Here is a 17790-nt window from a genome sequence, read left to right as displayed (position 1 = left end):
TTTTACTTAGCGATATATCGAAATCTACATTGTATATTAGTGAGACTTCTCAGTAATTACATTCATTGCTCGACAAATATCATGACAGAAACATTTAAGAGATTGAGTTTCATATAATATCTGGTAACTTATTGAATATCGCAGTGGCCGTTATTAGTCAGACGCATACATAATAAGCTGTTATGTGTATTGTCGAGTTGAGAGTATATGGAAATAATTTTAGTTGGCATTACTTTGCTTACCATGAAAATCGCTGAAGCATACTGTGAAAAATATAATCCCACTACGAAGAAATGTATAGTTATTGGGTTGGGTTCACTTATTTCAGTTTCATTGGTTATAAGTGCTCCTATTGCTTATTATGTGCGTATTAATAACCCTGAGCCTCTTGCTGAACATAATTTATATATAACTTTAGCTTCACTTGTTGTAGTGTGCTTTGGTTCAGCTTATCGTTGCGCAATACATGCAAGTGATTGAATACAAATAACAAGTTGTTCAAGGGGGACAAAAAACTGTTGGCTTTTGCTCCTGCGTCGCTTATTTCAGCCAACAATTATTTGCCTCATAAAGAGGCGTTGAAACATAAGGAGAGTATTGTGATAAACAAAGGGAGTTGCTTGTGTAATCAAGTTCAATATGAAATTGATGGTGAATTTGAAGATGTACTAAATTGTCATTGTAGTATGTGTCGTAAATTACACGCTTCAGCGTTTAGAACTAGAGCAAAAATTACCACTGAAAGTTGGAAAACGATCCAAGGTGATAAATTTATTAAATTCTATGAATCTTCTCCAGGTGAGCATAAAGGTTTTTGTTCTGAGTGTGGTTCTAGCTTATTTACTAAATTTGATGAATATCCAGATATATTAGGTTTTCCTTTAGGTACTTTAGATACGGACCCTAAAGTTAAACCAACGCGTCATATTTATGTTGGTAGCAAAGCCGCTTGGCATGATATATCTGATAACTTACCTCAACAACAAGAGTATGAGTAAAGTCCGTTAATAGGGCGTTAGGTGTATTTCAATATGGAACATTGTTGCAATCAAATGAATCAGCGATTAACGCTGGAATGTGAAGAGTACAATAATGGATTTCAGTGTCCCGATGTACTTGTAAACTATATTCCAAAGTTTGATGAATACGGATTAATAATCCATGATGGCGGTAGCTCATTTATTGAAATTAGCTTTTGCCCTTGGTGCGGTTCAAAACTTCCGGAATCTAAACGGGATTCATGGTTCGATGAACTCGAAAAGCGAGGTTTTGATAATCCTAGTGAGCAAGATATTCCAGAAGAATTTTTGTCTTCAAAGTGGTTTAAGAGTGGCAAGTACACCTAGCAAGAACTTCAAGCGGGACTGCTAACAGTTTGCTAGGTTTCGCTTCGTAACACATTTTAGCCAACGACATTTAACGCTCTTAACAGGGTTTTAAATGTTTTTTGGATCTCGATAATATCTTAAAATATGCCCCTTGAAACTTTCCTTCAAATAATCGGTATGTTCAGGTTTATTATGATCACTTTTAAAGCCTTGTTCCGTCATTTTTGAGCTCAGTTTATTTTTTCTACCTCTTCCTGGGTCAACGATTATAATTTCACTTTTCGGTAGGGTATGTTTTTGTATAAATTGGGCTAATAATGAAACATGCAAATCTTCATACAATAAATCACTGCCAATGATCAAATCAAACAAACCTAGTTCGCTAGTGTCATCAGCCCAATCAACACGTTCAAACTCAATGTTTCTTCCACTGTTGAGTTGTATGTTTCGGTCTAAAAATAATTTAACTTCTGGGTGGTAATCGGTAGCTGTAATATCAGCTTTCCGTTCATTTAATAATAGGCTTGTAAGAGCCATGCCACAGCCAATTTCTAAAATTCGTTTATCTTTTATATCAAAGTCCATCATGTGATGAGCTAGAACAAGACTAGACGGCCAAATAATACCAAAAATTGGCCAAGTAGCTGACGAAATACCTAGGTTAAGTGCTGTATTTTTAGGATCAGAAAATTGTTGTTTATCACGTAGAGTGCATAAGTGTATATCGTTGTTACCAATTTCGATGGTACGATAGCGTAGGCGTAACGGGGCTGTCATGTATATCCTAGGTAAATTAGCAAAGCTAAGTCACCTTTATTGCTATAAATGACGAAACAAATGAGTTATTTAAACTACACTAATTTCACCGTTATACAAGTTATTTCAACTGCACTTAACTATGATTTAAAGCGAGGCGGCTACAGTTTGCTCGGTTTTGCTTTGATACACAGCGAGCTATTAATTGGCCGTTATATGGCTGAAGCTTTATTCAATAATGCTATAAGGAGAAGCTATGACTAATTACATTGATGGATTCGCCTTTCCTATTTCTCGCGATCACCTAAACGAATACCGGCACCTTTCTGAAGCGGTTGCCGAGATTTGGAAGCAGCATGGTGCACTTGCATACCATGAATACGTCGGTGACGATATGGAGCTTGACGGTACACGCTCGTTCACTAAGGCCGTAAAAGCACAGAAGAATGAAGTCGTCGTGTTTGGTTGGGTAGTTTTTGATTCTCGTGAGGCACGTGATCTGGCAAATGAGAAGGTCGCGGCTGATCCAAGAATGGTGGATTTGATGAATTCATCGAATTCAGGGTTTAATGCTGAGCGCATGGTGTACGGCGGTTTTCAGGCGCTCTCTTCTAACGGAAACTCTGCATAATAAGTATTTTGAATGCAGGTTAATTTATATCAATAAGGTAAAAACACCTGTTAAGGGTAAGCCCGACCCGTTATTAAACTGACAACTACAGATGGTGACAAGGTTATAGGTAACAATACTTTCAACAAAGCAGATATTATAGTTAACAACTTTCTTAACTGTTTGAAGTAAAGGGTAAAATAAAATGACTATTAACCTACCAAGGATTGTTCACATCCCATATAGAAACTCTTATAATACCGCGCGGATTGTATTTAGAGGTTTATATGTTTAAAGCTGCTTCAAAAGTGTTAGTTATAGCGGTAATGCTTGTTGCTTTTGTTGGGCAAGCGTTAGCTTTTAATTCCGCTATGTCTTGCGAAACCTCAGTAGACGCTATTTCCCTCGATGTTAAAGAACTAGATAAATATTTAGATTCAAACCAAATAGATACAGACAGCTTAGAAGATTGCTGTGGTATTGAATGTTGCGACCTTGGTTGTACTTGTATTGCCAATGCATGTTCGTCATTTGTCTATTTTAATACTGAAGTTTATGCCACTAAAATAGGCACTTTAAGTGAAGCCATTAATAACCAACAGTCTGCGCAACCTAAAGATATTTCTGCATTACTCTATCGTCCTCCCATCTTTACCTCATAAGAACTTAGTACGCCTGAAATTCAATACCCATAATAATTCCAAGTAATACCTGAGGTAAAAATGTTTAAAAAGTCTTTAAAAGTGGCAGTAGCATTACTGCTAATACCCGCGTTTGCATACGCGAATGAAAATAACGATGAACATAAGAACGAACATGATCACCATGAAAAAAACGACCATCATGAACATAGCGATAACAATATTGAAAAAATTCAAGTAAGGGCTTCTCGTTTAGGTCGTATTGTTACTCAATCGGCAACACGAACCGAAATAATTAACGGTGAAGAAATACAAGAAAAAGCTCTGATGCGCCCTGGTAATATTTCTATGTTAGTGGCTGAAACAGGTGGTGTTAGAGTGCAAACTACATCGCCGGCTTTAGGAAGTGCTAACATCAGATTGCAAGGACTTTATGGTCGCTATACACAGTTATTAAGCGATGGTTTACCTTTATACGGCGGGCAAACCGCTTCAATTGGTTTATTGCAAATTCCACCGACCGATCTTGCCAATGTGGAAATAATTAAAGGCTCAGCTTCCTCTCTTTATGGTGGCTCTGCACTTGGAGGGGTAATAAACTTAATTTCACGCACGCCCTCTGATGAATATGAAGGAGAAGTGTTGATAAATGCGACCTCTAAAAATGGTCAAGATATTACCTCCTATTTTGCATCTCCGTTAACGAGCGACTTAAGCGCGTCAATGACAGCTGGTATTCATCACCAAGCAGAGCAAGATTTAGATGACGATGGCTGGGCCGATATGGCAGGCTACGAAAGGGCTAGTGTGCGACCTCGCTTTTATTGGCAAGACGATAATGGTGCCAACCTTTACGTTACCTTAGGAGCAATGAAAGAACAAAGAAACGGCGGCACTTTAGGCGATGCGACATTACCAGATGGTAATCAGTTTCCGCAAACACAGGACACCCTTAGAAGTGATTTGGGCTTTATATACGACCAACCATTAGGCGAGGTTATGAATATAAATGTCCGTGGCTCGGCAATGAAGCAAGATCACGAACATGAATTTGGTGCTGTTAAAGAGGATGATAACCACGAAAGTTACCTGATTGAGTCGAGCTTATCAGGATATTCTGATCAAACGGCATGGGTAATTGGCTTAGCGCATCAATCTGAAAAGTTTGAGTCTGATACTTTCCCAGCATTTAATTATTCTTATCAAACGCCGGGGCTATTTTCCCAACTTGAGTATGAAGTAAGTGATGATATTTCCACGTCGCTTAGTGCACGCACAGATTGGCATAGTGAGTACGGTACGCAGTTCAGCCCACGTATTTCATTATTGTACAGCCCAGAAAACTGGACGGTTAGGGCAGCATATGGACAAGGTTTTTTCGCGCCGAGTCCCTTTATTGAAGACATTGATGAGGCGGGTTTATCTCGCCTTGCTCCACTAGAAAACCTTGTTGAAGAACAAGCATCTACGGCTTCTATAGACATCAGTTATGTGTTGGGTAGCGTAGAAACTAGCCTGACATTATTTGCGTCAGAAATTGATAATGTTACTGAATTAGCAACCATTAACGGTGTTGATGAAGCTTCAGGCAAGCAAGTGCGCATCGTTAATGCAACTGGCGAAAGTGAAATTAGCGGTGCTGAATTATTGTTACGCTATCGCTGGCAAGATATTAAATTTACAGGTAGCTATTTATATACTGACGCCACTAAAGAGGGGGATTCAGGTTTTGGCCGAGTCCCTTTAGCACTGACGCCGCAACATTCTGCTGGCATTGTGGTAATGTGGGAAGAGCATGGTAGTCATTTATTAGGCTTTGAAGCTTATTATACCGGGACGCAACGCCTTGAGAATAACCCGTATCGCGAACGAAGCGATCCTTATTGGCACTTGGGGTTGTTAGGTCAAATTACCATAGGAAAAATCAGTTATTTTGTTAATGCCGAAAACTTGTTAAATGTGCGACAAACTAAAGAAGATTCTTTAGTGTTGCCTGAACAAGCAGCTAGCGGCAGATGGACAACAGATATTTGGTCAAGAAATGATGGTTTTACCGTTAATGCGGGCATTCGTTTTCAATTTGGCGGCTAAAACCTATATTAAGTTAAAACATTATTCGAAGTGCTGCCACACATTAACTTGATTGATGTAAAGGTTTTCAAATGTGACTGACCAGGTTAATTTTCTGTGACATAATTTGGTGATCGGATATCGGTTACTTAAGGATGAATTCTATGTGGGCAATCATTAGCATGACCAATGATTTAAAGTTTTATAACTTCGATAAAAAAGAGTTTTGTCAGCTTGATGGGCTCGCATATGAAGAAGATATTTATGGATACGGTTCAAAAATAATAAAAATGGAAGATAACGATATCGCAAGTATTTTACTTGCTAATGGCATTGCCATTTTCCAGACGAAGAAAGATATTCAAGCTAGAGCAATACCTATAGGCTTAACAGGCTATAAGTATTTCAAACTAAATCCGAGTGTTTTAAAGATTTAAATTCTAGTCATGATGACAAGGTAAGCACACTCCCCATGAACACACCCTACTATGTCCGATACTCTTCAGTATTGGACATAGTATATATAATGCATTAAACTGAGTTCATACCAATATTGTTACTCAGAATTTAAAATAATATGTTACTAAATAAGCCTGTACCTTTATTTCCGCCATATCTAGATTTATGTGATTTCGACTTAGAAGATTATCCTGAGCTAAATGAATTGTTCTCAACAAATGAAGCTTGGTGGCTTGAGCAATTTAACTGGGGAAAAGTTTTTCTGGTTTATATCGGCAGAAATAAATCTGAGCACACTTATGACAGATTTAGAAATGATGTTGAGCGCTTTCTGTTATGGTCGTTTATAGAAAAGAAAAAGCCCATCGACCAATTACGTAAATCTGACTTTCTAGAATATGCTGACTTTTGTTGGCAGCCACCAGTTAGCTGGATTGGTACGTCAAACCAAGAACGATTTAGAATCACCAATGGTTATTCGTCGGCTAACGAACATTGGTTTCCATTTAAAATTCAATCGCCTAAAAGTCAAAAAGCTAATTTTGTTGTTGATAAGAAAAAGTATCGTCCATCTCAACAAACGCTGACATCAATGTTTACAGCAATTATCGCGTTTTACAATTACTTAATGGCTGAAGATTTTGTTATTGGTAACCCCGCGCAAATTGCCAAAAAAGATTGTCGGCACTTTATTATTGATTCACAAGTTAAAGAAATTAAACGGTTAACCAGTAGCCAATGGCAATTTGTTTTAGATACTGCTGTAGAAATGGCTGATGGAAATCCTGTTTTTGAACGAAATTTATTTGTGATTGCCGCGCTAAAAACCTTATTTTTACGTATTTCAGAGCTTTCTGAACGGCCTAATTGGTCTCCGGTTATGAGTCATTTTTGGCAAGATGAAGATGAAAACTGGTGGCTTAAAGTATTCGGTAAAAGCCGAAAATTACGTGATATCACGGTGCCTATTGATTTTTTACCGTTTTTAGAACGCTACCGTACATCACGCGGCTTAATGGGTTTACCATCGAGTAATGAAAACTCGATTTTAGTGGAAAAAGTACGCGGTCAAGGTGGCATGACATCACGCCATTTGCGACGTTTAGTGCAAAGTGTTTTTGACCAAGCCTATGAAAACATGCGGCAATCTGAAGGTGCAAATAAGGCGTTAAAGTTAAAAGAAGCATCTTCACATTGGTTAAGACACACAGGTGCCAGTATGGAAATTGAACGTGGCCGCCCTCTTAAAGATATTTCTGAAGATCTTGGCCATGCCAGTATGGCAACAACCGATACGGTTTATGTGCAAAGTGAAAACAAAAAACGTGCAAAAAGTGGTAAACGTCGAAAAGTGGATTAGTTTCAGTACTATACTAAGTACCTAAACGAGCTAGTTTATGGTTCGTAAAAACAATAATTGGGATTATTTATGTTAGAAAATGCGCTAATTTACTTGGCTGCGGCGATTATTGCTGTACCTATTGCCAAACGTTTAGGCCTAGGTTCGGTATTAGGTTACCTGTTGGCAGGAATATTAATCGGGCCATTTTTACTAGGCTTGGTTGGCGACCAAACGGATGTAATGCATTTTGCTGAGTTTGGTGTGGTAATGATGTTGTTTTTAGTAGGATTAGAACTACACCCATCAAGACTATGGAAACTAAGGCATTCAATTATTGGTTTAGGCGGGCTGCAAGTTACCCTTTCCACATTAATTTTATTTGCGGCGTGCTTTTATCTCCTTGATTTACGTTGGCAAACTGCGATGGCTATTGGTTTAATGCTGGCACTTTCTTCTACCGCCATTGTTTTACAAACCTTGACTGAAAAAGGTTGGATAAAACAAGAGGCTGGGCAAAATGCTTTTTCAGTATTACTTTTTCAAGATATCGCGGTTATTCCTATCTTAGCCTTGTTACCTTTACTCGCTTTTGCTGATTTATCAGCTATTGCCACAGAACAAAACCACGGTAATTTAATAGAACATCTGCCAGTTTACGGGCAAGTACTAATTTCTATCGCGGTTATTGCCGCTATTATTTTTGCCGGTAAGTATGTGTCTGCACCTGTATTTAGGTACATAGCCAATACGCGATTGCGGGAATTATTTACTGTGTTTGCGTTATTTCTTGTAATTACCATTGCAGTGTTAATGCAAAAAATAGGTTTGTCCCCTGCTTTAGGTACTTTTTTAGCTGGAGTTGTATTAGCAGAAAGTGATTTTAGGCATGAACTAGAAGCAGATATTGAGCCATTTAAAGGGTTGTTACTGGGCCTATTTTTTATTACCGTTGGCGCTTCAATTGACTTTAAATTATTTGCTGAGCAATTCAGTAATATTGTTATGTTAGTTGTGGGCTTAATTCTTATTAAAGCCGCGGTATTATATGTTTTAGCAAAGTTGTTCAAATTACCAGGACGACAAAAATATTTATTTGCTTTGGCGTTAGCACAAGGCGGGGAATTTGCTTTTGTTTTATTGTCGTTAACATCGTCCCTACAAATTCTTGATGGCACTGAAAGTAAATTTACAACACTCGTGGTTGCTATGTCGATGTTACTCGCACCACTATTACTCATTTTTTATGACAAGGTGATTGATAAAGACACTAACGCTGATAACGACTACGATGGCGGTGATGAAATAGAAGCAACGACACAAGTGATCATTGCTGGTTATGGCCGTTTCGGCCAAATTGTCGGACGGTTATTAACCGCGCAAGGTTATCACTTATCCATTCTTGACCATAGCCCAAGCCAAATAGAATTATTAAAACGCTTTGGTAATAAAATTTACTATGGTGACGCTTCAAGACAAGATTTACTTGAAGCGGCTGGAGCGCATGAAGCGCGACTTTTAGTTATTGCTATTGATGATGCCGATAAGATCATTGAATTAGCACAACTTGCCCAGAAGCATTTTCCTAACTTGAAAATTGCCGCACGAGCACGAGATAGACGCCATGCCTACGAATTAATGAGCATAGGAATTGAAGTATTTAGGCGTGAATCTTTTGATTCCGCCTTAAACTTAGGCATTGATGCGTTAAAATTGTTGGGAAATGATGAAAAAGTAGCAAGCCGAGCCGGAAAAATATTTTCAGAGCATGACCATGAGTCGATGAAATTGCTTGCCGATCTTTGGGGTGATGATGACAGCTATGGTGTTGCAGTTAAACAACGTAAAGCAGACTTACAACAGGTATTAGCAAAAGATAGCGCAGAATTTAAAAAGCTTAACACTTGTCAAGGTGAGAATTGCCAAGAAAATAATTAAGGTTATTGCTTGCTAGGTTTTTAAATTAAAAAGGTAGTCGTTATTACTACCTTTTCAATTTCATAAAAAAAATGCTCATGTTCGAATTTTAAAGGTTATCCGTAAATCGCTTTGAGTTGTTGGTCGAAAAATTCTAACCAGCTATCGAGTAATGCTTGTACATCTTCTTGAGTGACTTCTTTATTGTCAGACTGTTCACTAATACCCTTTCTTAACACTTCACCTTTGAGGTTATTCGTTTTACCGTCGAAGAGTTGCGCTTCTAAATAAATTGCTGCTATGGCGTCACGTCTATCGGTAGCTGATTTAATCATGGTACGAGCAATAGCGATTGGTAAAACATATTGATGTGCTTTTAATTCTTCTGTTTCTGAAGTGATGGCGGTAATAGCGGGTTTAATGGTTAATATATTATCACCAGGTGCAGTAGCAAGCCGCCCTATTTTTGATAACCGAACACGAAATCCTTGGTTTAAATAATCAGCAATTTTTTCTGCTTCTTTTGTACTGACCTGATCGTTAACATTAAAACCGGGTAATAAATTTATCGGTTCAATGTACATTTTTTCGTATTGCTTTAAGTCACTGTCGAGCCAACGCATGGCGGTTTCATCAGCCAGTGGTTTTAGTTTTTCATAGTGAGTTAAATAACCACTAAACTTCATTCCTTCGACATTTATTTTATGCTGACTGGTACATGCACCTAATAATAAACTCGCGACCATTGCAAACAATACTATTTTCATATCAATACCTACATTTTTATTAATGAAATCAATCTGTCTAGTGTCAGATATAGTATAAATAAGGTTGGCACATAAGGTGGCGGTGTCAAATTTAATTTAAGTTATAGACAGATTAATTTATTGAAAGTTATTGATTTTATATCAACCAAAGTCGCCCCTTGATAGGTTATGTAAACAGTAATTAAATTCACTGAGTTATTTCAGGACAAGGAAATTTTTGTGATCGGGTATCGCAAACATAAATTTGCTTGAAACGACTTTGCCACGCCACTAATTCTGTTGAGTTAACGTTGCCCTGCCAAATTTTTTGCACGTGATATAAGCTGTCTTTGCCACGAACTAGCAAATGCAAAATTTTGGCTTGGCTGGTATTTTTACGTATACAGTTTGTTTGCCATATTTCAACTGGGTAATTAGCTTGTAGATTAGAACGAATTGTATTGCTAGTAAAATTGTCACAAGATTGAATTCCAGGCTCATCAATAACAGTTCGAAAATGGGCAAGATTGTTTTTTTCACGTGGTGTAACACTTACGACATAAGCATTTTTAAAGCCCAATTCTGGGTGTTGCCACATTCTAGAATGATAATGTGGCTTATTTTCGGTATATACTTTCCAGCCGGCTAAATAGCCTGAATAAGGTGTGATTAAATTCTCGCCAGTATACACCTGCGACTGATGTTTAACATTGGCACAGCCTAATACAGTCATGCTTGTTAAACATATTAACGAGCTTTGAATAACTTTTTTTAAGTCCACATTTAATACCGAGTTATAAGCTTTATTATTTGTCCTAATATAGGCGTTATTCGTAACCTTTCATATGTTTATCTTCTAACTGATAGCTAGCAACTATTAAAAGTCGGCTATAACTACTGGAGTTTTCTGACAATAAGGCATAACGTATTAACACTAAATGCTAATAAAAATTGGAGACGGCATGAGTAACGATAATGTATATGTTCCGCCGAAAGTATGGCAATGGAATACAGAAAATGGTGGTAATTGGGCCAATATTAATCGCCCTGTTTCAGGGCCGACTCACGATAAAACATTACGCAAAGGTAAACATCCTTTTCAACTGTATTCACTTGCAACACCAAATGGTGTCAAGGTGACTATTATGTTTGAAGAACTACTTGCCCTTGGCATAAAAGAAGCTGAATACGACGCTTACTTGATTAACATTGGTGAAGGTGATCAATTTGGCAGTGAATTTGTTGATATAAACCCAAATTCAAAAATTCCAGCCTTGATAGACAACAGCAGCAAACAGCCAACACGTTTGTTTGAGTCTGGCTCTATTCTTCTCTACCTGGCAGAAAAATTTAATGTGTTAATTCCAAACAATGAAAAACGCGCAGAATGTATGTCGTGGTTATTCTGGCAAATGGGCAGTGCCCCCTATTTAGGAGGCGGTTTCGGGCATTTTTACGCTTATGCACCTGAAAAAATCGAGTATTGTATTGACCGATTTTCTATGGAGGTAAAGCGTCAATTAGATGTTTTAGATAAACAATTAGCAGACAATACATTTATTTGTGGTGATGACTACAGTATTGCCGATATTGCGATATGGCCATGGTACGGTGCTTTGGTATTAAATCGACTTTATGATGCTGGTGAGTTTTTAGATGTTGCCTCTTATAAAAACCTCAAACGTTGGGCTGAAAATATTGATCAGCGTCCGGCGGTTAAACGTGGTGTTATGGTAAATAAAACTTGGGGCGAGTTATCTAGCCAGCTTCATGAACGCCATAACGCAAGTGATTTTACTGAGCGCACACAAGATAAACTAGAAGCGGAAATTTAAGCGCTTAAATTGAAAAAGAGCATTTACTTCTAACAAAAAATAAATGCTCTTTCATTTTAAAACTTATTTTTATTATGCTAAATACCTAAAGATTTACACCAATTACTGGCATTTACGAACTCTTTATGAATAAAGTTTGCATCTAAACCATAAATATCAATAAGTTGCTGAATATTTCCACCGTCACCTGTGATGTAATTGGTTGTTAATTCTAATAGCTGCCCTAGAATACCAGTATGGCTTACCAAAGCATCTTCAATAGGTTTTGCTAATGGCATAGTTTTAATGATTTCGCTCATTGGCATGCTCATAATCACTTCTATTGCACTAAGTAAACCGGTTATAAAGGCAAAGTCGCTAATTTCAACAAAGGCACTTTCTGTTGCTAATGTTGACATTAACTTAGCCGTAATAAGTGACTGCCGAGAAACTTCGCTGGTTTTATCTGACGTTAACTTAGATAACGCTAAAATAGTGACAAATTGCTTTAACTTGTCTTCACCTAAGTAGGCTGCCGCTTGTTTTAAAGAGGTAATTTCAACACGAGTACCGGTAGAGACATTATTCACCAACTTAAGTAAGCCAACGGTTAAGTTAACGTCATGACTAATAATTTCAGCAATATGGTCAAAATCTAATGGCTTGTTGAAGGTTTCACTAATAAGATGCAACATTTGCGATTTAATTGGCGCTAGGGTCTGTCCTTCAACAATTTCAGGTTCATGATAGAAAAAGCCCTGATAATAATTAAAGCCAACTTCCGCCAAAGATTGTAATTGGTAATTAGTTTCAACTTTTTCAGCAATTAACTTAACATCAAAAGGTTTTAATCGCTCTAATACCGGACGTAATCGTTTAGCATTTATTACTTCTATATCAACTTTGATCATTGAAATATATGGAAATAAAACATCCCATTTACTATCTAAATCATATTCAGTTAATGCGATTTGATAACCTTTTTCATGATAGTACTTAACAATTTTTAATAATCGCTCTGTAGCAGACTTGTGACCAACCAACTCTATAACAATCGCTGATTTATCAAACATTAATGGATATTTATTGATCAAACATTTTTCGGTAAAGTTTATAAATGCCAGTTTACCTAAACTAATAGATTTAATATCACCTTGAAAATGGTTTTGAATAACCAATTTAGAACTTGCAATATCTTGATCTATTTCAGGAAATTTATTGTCAGGACTATCCCTAAACAATAGTTCATAACCAATAGTTTTATTATTTCGATCGAGTATTGCCTGACGGGCGATGTAGCTTATTTCCATAGAGAAAAATTATTATTAATTGTGTGATTTAAAACATACCCTATTATGCATGTTAATGAAAAGTTATTTAAGAAAATTTTTTGATTTGTTGGCCTTAGCTTGTTTGAATGGTAAACGCTTAACATTTATTGCAAAGTCAAATGACGGCTAATTATGTGTAGCTCGTCACCGTAATGTATATTCTTGATATACGGCAGCAAAATTTCAATTAAATTTTCTGGTTGAAAATGCTCTTTTTTAGTTTCAACTTGCGGTTGGTAAATAAGGCCAGAATATACTTGATGCTGCCTAATAACCTGACAATCGTAAAATTTAAAGTCTTCAGCGGCCAATTCTCTATGCCATTTAACCTGACTAAAAGAGTAATTCGCTTGCGTTAACACAACTTTATCACAAGCAAATTGGGCATTTAATGTTGCACAGAAATAATCTGCTAAGTCTAAACCGAGCTTTTTAAAATAAGGTTTTTGCGCTGCTATTGTGCCAATAGGAAACCTTAGGTCACCAGCATTTCCTGAAGCAACCTGGTGGCCTTTAGTTACGATAAATGGGTACTTTTTCATTGATTAAGCTTACTTTATTCGCTTACAAGTGACTTAACTACTTTAGTGGCAATTTCATAACTACCATCAATATTTTGTACATCCTTTAACCCTAAAGCCCTGGTTAGAATAGGTAAAATATTTACATTTTCGAACGCCTCAATTTTTAGCCCTTTGCTAAAAGCAGGCCCAGTTGCAATAAAAATCGCATCTAAATCACGTTGATGTTTAGGATCATAGCCATGTGTTTCAGGATCAATGTGTTTATCACCCTTATCGAAAATATAAGAAGTTTCCGCGTCAATAATGGCATCAGGTGTCGCAGCTGTGATGTTATTAAGCTGCCAATGTTTTGGAAAATTCGGTGACTGAAAAATTTTATAGCCCGTATTGCCACCTGTTCTCTGCTGGTCTTTAAACTTTTTAATGCTTTGTTTTATCGCCGATTTATCGTCACTATACAGGTAAAGCTGTGTCGAACCATTAACTATCTTTACGTTATCAGTTTGCATATTTTGCCACTTGATTATATTTTTACGGCCAATTTTCGTCATGCCATGATCGGATACAATCACTAAATTAACTTGCCCTGCAAATTCAGTATTAATGGTTTCAACAAAGCTAGCCAGCAAATGGTCTAGTTCTGCGATCGCGTTAATCAATTGCACCGAGTTTTCACCATAATCATGGCCAGCATCATCAACACTAGCAAAATAACCGGCTATAAAATTTGGCCTTTTAGCTTCTGGTAACCGCAGCCAATTGATTATTTGCTCCAACCTGTCTTTATTAGGCGTAAAATGTTTATAAGGATAATAATAGCTTGCTGTTCGGTTATTAATTGGCGTTTCTGATTCCGGCCAAAAATACACAGCCGAACGATTACCCTGCATTTCGTTGATATACCACAAAGGCTCTGCCGTTAACCAACGAGGATCGTTTTTTCCATCTCCCAATTGATATTCTTTATTAATATCTCGATGAAAAAAGTCGTTATGCACAATGCCATGATTAATTGGGTACTGACCCGTAATTATACTGAGGTGATTTGGGAAGGTTTTGCTTGGGAAAACGGGTAACAATGCTTTAGCACTTGTACCTTGCTTGCTTAATTCAATTAGTGCTTTTGGTTTATATTGCTCTATATATCGTTGTGCAAAACCGTCTATTGATAGCAAAACTAACGGCGTTTTCGCAAAAGTGACTGTCGATATAAATCCACAAAATAGTAGGCTTAATTTTAGCTTCATAACTTACTGCAATGACATGTAAATGGCTAACTTAATGTATTAAGTGCAAATATACAAGGCGAGTATGGAAGGGAAAAGAAATGTAAGCAAAGTTGATATTATCATAAATTAACGCAATCACTTACTACGTTAATTTATGATAGAAAGATAAAATTATTCAAATAAATCTAAAATATTGACGAGATCTTTTTTACCTGTGGCTATTTCATCGTGAGTTAAACCTGATAATTCATGCGGGAATACTAACCACTCTGCAGACTCATGTACGTAGTAGTCTGGAACTAAATCTACTTTTGAGTTTTGAGGTTTATACCATGGGCATGCAATACGTACGTCTTTAGGCATGTTATTACGGGTTAGTTTTTTCAACTGTGTAATTAACGCTTCAATGCTACGACCAGAGTCAAACACGTCATCAACAATTAATAAGCCGTCATCTGCGTTGGCATTTTCGATAATGTAATGTAAACCATGAACTTTGATTTCTTTGCTTTGCTGATTAATACCATAGTAAGAAGATGTGCGAACCGCGATGTGATCGGTTTCTACTTTTTTAAAATCAAAATATTCTTGAACTGCGATACCAATTGGTGCACCACCTCGCCATATACCAACGATAAATTGTGGTCTAAAACCATCTTCATATACTTTCGCAGCGACACGAAACGAATCTTCAAGCAATTCTTGCGCTGTAATATATCGCTTTTCCATTGATGAGAAAACCTCAGTTAATTAATGTTTTAAGTATTGGCTATTATAACGTGTTTTTCTTTTAACAGAGTAGCAAAGCTTACTTTTTTATAGATTTTGATCAATAAAGGCCAGTTGTTGATAGATAGTATCAACCGCATGTTCAAAAAAAGTATGATTAACATTATTATAAGTGTCTGACGTTTGATGATAATTACTGTGTGTACCAACGCCAAAATAAATGAATGGAATTTTTTGTCGGTAAAACACGCCATGATCACTAGCAACCTCCCATTTAACGTTATTATTTTGCTTATCGTAGCCTAATTGACGAAAGCCCTTCTTAATTGGGATTGGTGCTTGCTGGCGCTGCGAAGCAAGTTTATTTAATGCTTGCTCAGATAAAAGGGTGTCAAGCCCGCGACTAATATAGCGCAGCCTTTTGGTTTTACTATTACCCGCTATCATATCAATATTGATATTAAGCATGATATTTGTCATTAATTCACTATTTTGCTCTACAAAAGCATTTGCGCCTTTTAAGTTTACTTCCTCACCGTCAGTAAAAAGTAAAATAACGCTATAGCGCAAAGGCGACTGCTTTAGCTTTGATGCATAGTGTAGCAATGCAGACGTGCCCGAGGCATTATCATCGGCACCATTATAAATACGACCGCCATGCCCGCCAATATGGTCAAAATGCGCTGATAAAACAATAAATTTATCGGGAACTTCCCTGCCCGGAACTAGAGCGATTACATTATTTCCTTGAATTGACTTAAACATGCCATCAATAACAAATGGTGCTAAATATTGTTGCCCGAAAGGTTCAATATGTGCTTTTGATAGCTGCTTAATCAGATATTCTTGCGTACGAGCACTGCCATCCGTACCCACCTTACGGCCTTTTAATTCATCGGAAGATAAATAATGCAAGTCTTGTAGTAAACGAGAATTAGGGACGTGTGCTTGTTGATTTTGTTGCTGGTACTGCTGCGAGCAAGCTGTAAGCAGTACCATTAATGAAGATAACAGAGGTTTAAATTTCACTATTTAAGCTTATCCTTTTGCTTGTCGTAAAATGTCTAATTTTGCAATATATTGCTCATCTAATTGGCGACTTTTATTTTTTGCGATGGCTTTTTTCAAATAACTTTGTGCTTTTCCAATATCGTCTAGCATATAGTAAATTTTTGCTAGGCCAAAATAAAACTCATGGATATTTTCATTAAGTTTTATCGCTTTACGATAATGTCGAATTGCTTGGTCATAATCGCCAATATAAAACTTTTCATCCGCAAGCAATGCATAATAGTAAGGATTATTGGCTCGTTGGCGCATAATAAAGTTATCTAGTTTTTTTGCATTCTCGTATTGTCCATTAACATGCAAAAGCATACTTAGATTAGACATAGCGGTTAAATTATCGCGATTTAAATTAATTGCGTATTGGTAAGTATCAATCGCCTCTTGCTCAAGGTTATTAAAGCGATACAGTATACCCAAATTCCCCCAAGCAGCAGAAAACGTTGGATCAACTGTAGTAGCAGCTTTTAGATACGCATATGCATTTGTGTAATTTCCATTAATCATCGCATTGGCGCCTTTGTTATTATAAAACATGGCAATGACTGTGTTTTTACTGATCACCTTTTTTGGGAAGGTTTTCTTGACGACAAACGGGTCAAAATCAATCTCTAGTACCCCTCTATCCAAAAATACCAATTTACTTGGTGATTTTTTATCAACAATTTTTAAATTTATATGACCCGTTAACATGTTAACACGACCATTACGCACCCAATACTCAGGCACTTTTACACTCTGAAACACGACGTCTAACCCCGACGCCTTTGCTAGCGAATAGGCCATTATAGTTAAGGATAAACAATTGGCTTCGTTGTTTTTAAATGCTTCAGATGCAATAACATTTGCACCGGACCTATAGGCTAATCTGACTTGTTCCGGGTTAAAAAAATGCCTTAATAACTTGGTAGCTTTGCGTTTGTTATTGCGCTCTTTCAACAGCTTTTCATTTACCATAGCTTGCATGCTTTCATCTAATGCAAATATTTCTTCTTCGCTTTCAATATTAGCTAAATGATAGTTTTCAAATTGTTCATCTAAATACAGTGAAGAATTTAAGTATTGGCTATTTTGTTGAAAACTAGGCGGCGATTGACAGGCAGTTAAAAGACTTAACATTAAACTTAAAGAAACAATGACTGAACAAAATCTCATAGCAACTCCATAAAACGCATACTTGCTGTTCTTTAAGCATAATTTAACTTTGAGATTTTAATTAAGTTTTTAGTGTT

19 protein-coding genes are annotated in these 17790 nt (G+C 36.9%); 10 read left to right on the top strand and 9 right to left on the bottom strand.

Annotated features, from left to right (window positions below; genetic code table 11):
• Window positions 1-207: 207 nt before the first annotated feature.
• The 3 genes from AC27HL_RS15240 to AC27HL_RS15230 all read left to right on the top strand — a co-directional run bounded on the left by AC27HL_RS15240 (window position 208) and on the right by AC27HL_RS15230 (window position 1346).
• On the top strand, window positions 208-480 hold the full coding sequence (locus tag AC27HL_RS15240; RefSeq protein ID WP_487081901.1) for a hypothetical protein: 273 nt from the start codon (window positions 208-210) through the stop codon (window positions 478-480).
• 140 nt (window positions 481-620) lie between these two features.
• Window positions 621-998 carry a GFA family protein gene (locus AC27HL_RS15235; protein ID WP_487081900.1) on the top strand — a complete coding sequence of 126 codons (378 nt, stop codon included), beginning with the start codon at window positions 621-623 and terminating at the stop codon, window positions 996-998.
• A gap of 33 nt (window positions 999-1031) precedes the next feature.
• Window positions 1032-1346, top strand: coding sequence for a DUF6980 family protein (locus AC27HL_RS15230; protein WP_487081899.1), 315 nt, complete (start codon window positions 1032-1034; stop codon window positions 1344-1346).
• 90 nt (window positions 1347-1436) lie between these two features.
• Here AC27HL_RS15230 and AC27HL_RS15225 read toward each other — a convergent pair whose 3' ends face one another.
• Entirely contained in the window at window positions 1437-2105 is a 669-nt protein-coding gene (locus AC27HL_RS15225) for a class I SAM-dependent methyltransferase (protein ID WP_487081898.1), read from the bottom strand.
• 235 nt (window positions 2106-2340) lie between these two features.
• Here AC27HL_RS15225 and AC27HL_RS15220 point away from each other — a divergent pair, with 235 nt between their 5' ends.
• The 6 genes from AC27HL_RS15220 (at window position 2341) to AC27HL_RS15195 (ending at window position 9141) form a co-directional block, all read left to right on the top strand.
• Window positions 2341-2715, top strand: a complete 375-nt coding sequence (locus tag AC27HL_RS15220; protein WP_487081897.1) for a DUF1428 domain-containing protein — start codon at window positions 2341-2343, stop codon at window positions 2713-2715.
• Window positions 2716-2981: 266 nt separating this feature from the next.
• Window positions 2982-3356 (top strand): hypothetical protein, encoded by a 375-nt coding sequence (locus tag AC27HL_RS15215; protein ID WP_487081896.1) that lies wholly within the window; start codon window positions 2982-2984, stop codon window positions 3354-3356.
• Between the two features lie 60 nt (window positions 3357-3416).
• The gene (locus AC27HL_RS15210; RefSeq protein WP_487081895.1) at window positions 3417-5426 is read left to right on the top strand and encodes a TonB-dependent receptor plug domain-containing protein; all 2010 of its coding nucleotides are present in this window, start codon (window positions 3417-3419) and stop codon (window positions 5424-5426) included.
• A 143-nt stretch (window positions 5427-5569) separates the two neighbouring features.
• Entirely contained in the window at window positions 5570-5842 is a 273-nt protein-coding gene (locus AC27HL_RS15205) for a hypothetical protein (RefSeq protein WP_487081894.1), read from the top strand.
• Between the two features lie 140 nt (window positions 5843-5982).
• On the top strand, window positions 5983-7224 hold the full coding sequence (locus AC27HL_RS15200) for a tyrosine-type recombinase/integrase (RefSeq protein WP_487081893.1): 1242 nt from the start codon (window positions 5983-5985) through the stop codon (window positions 7222-7224).
• A gap of 69 nt (window positions 7225-7293) precedes the next feature.
• Window positions 7294-9141: a monovalent cation:proton antiporter-2 (CPA2) family protein gene (locus tag AC27HL_RS15195; RefSeq protein ID WP_487081892.1), complete on the top strand. Its 1848-nt coding sequence runs from the start codon at window positions 7294-7296 to the stop codon at window positions 9139-9141.
• 95 nt (window positions 9142-9236) lie between these two features.
• On the opposite strand, the gene AC27HL_RS15190 is transcribed toward AC27HL_RS15195, so the two are convergent.
• Window positions 9237-9887 carry a DUF3313 domain-containing protein gene (locus tag AC27HL_RS15190; RefSeq protein WP_487081891.1) on the bottom strand — a complete coding sequence of 217 codons (651 nt, stop codon included), beginning with the start codon at window positions 9885-9887 and terminating at the stop codon, window positions 9237-9239.
• Window positions 9888-10074: 187 nt separating this feature from the next.
• Window positions 10075-10647, bottom strand: a complete 573-nt coding sequence (locus AC27HL_RS15185; RefSeq protein WP_487081890.1) for a hypothetical protein — start codon at window positions 10645-10647, stop codon at window positions 10075-10077.
• 181 nt (window positions 10648-10828) lie between these two features.
• On the opposite strand from AC27HL_RS15185, the gene yghU reads away from it, so the two are divergent.
• Window positions 10829-11701, top strand: coding sequence for a glutathione-dependent disulfide-bond oxidoreductase (yghU, locus tag AC27HL_RS15180; protein WP_487081889.1), 873 nt, complete (start codon window positions 10829-10831; stop codon window positions 11699-11701).
• A gap of 77 nt (window positions 11702-11778) precedes the next feature.
• Here yghU and AC27HL_RS15175 read toward each other — a convergent pair whose 3' ends face one another.
• The 6 genes from AC27HL_RS15175 to AC27HL_RS15150 all read right to left on the bottom strand — a co-directional run bounded on the left by AC27HL_RS15175 (window position 11779) and on the right by AC27HL_RS15150 (window position 17713).
• Window positions 11779-12990: an EAL and HDOD domain-containing protein gene (locus AC27HL_RS15175; RefSeq protein ID WP_487081888.1), complete on the bottom strand. Its 1212-nt coding sequence runs from the start codon at window positions 12988-12990 to the stop codon at window positions 11779-11781.
• Between the two features lie 125 nt (window positions 12991-13115).
• A complete protein-coding gene (locus tag AC27HL_RS15170) occupies window positions 13116-13553 on the bottom strand; it encodes a hypothetical protein (protein ID WP_487081887.1) in 438 nt (145 codons plus the stop codon).
• A 14-nt stretch (window positions 13554-13567) separates the two neighbouring features.
• Window positions 13568-14782, bottom strand: coding sequence for an alkaline phosphatase family protein (locus tag AC27HL_RS15165; RefSeq protein ID WP_487081886.1), 1215 nt, complete (start codon window positions 14780-14782; stop codon window positions 13568-13570).
• 153 nt (window positions 14783-14935) lie between these two features.
• Window positions 14936-15493, bottom strand: a complete 558-nt coding sequence (locus AC27HL_RS15160; RefSeq protein WP_487081885.1) for a phosphoribosyltransferase — start codon at window positions 15491-15493, stop codon at window positions 14936-14938.
• 87 nt (window positions 15494-15580) lie between these two features.
• Window positions 15581-16522: a M28 family peptidase gene (locus tag AC27HL_RS15155; protein ID WP_487081884.1), complete on the bottom strand. Its 942-nt coding sequence runs from the start codon at window positions 16520-16522 to the stop codon at window positions 15581-15583.
• Between the two features lie 9 nt (window positions 16523-16531).
• Complete coding sequence (locus AC27HL_RS15150) at window positions 16532-17713, bottom strand: tetratricopeptide repeat protein (protein ID WP_487081883.1); 1182 nt, start codon at window positions 17711-17713, stop codon at window positions 16532-16534.
• Between the last annotated feature and the right edge of the window lie 77 nt (window positions 17714-17790).

This window comes from Colwellia aquaemaris (genome assembly GCF_057548755.1).
Note: the sequence above shows the minus strand (reverse complement) of the source record. Positions and strands in the feature narration are given on the sequence as shown.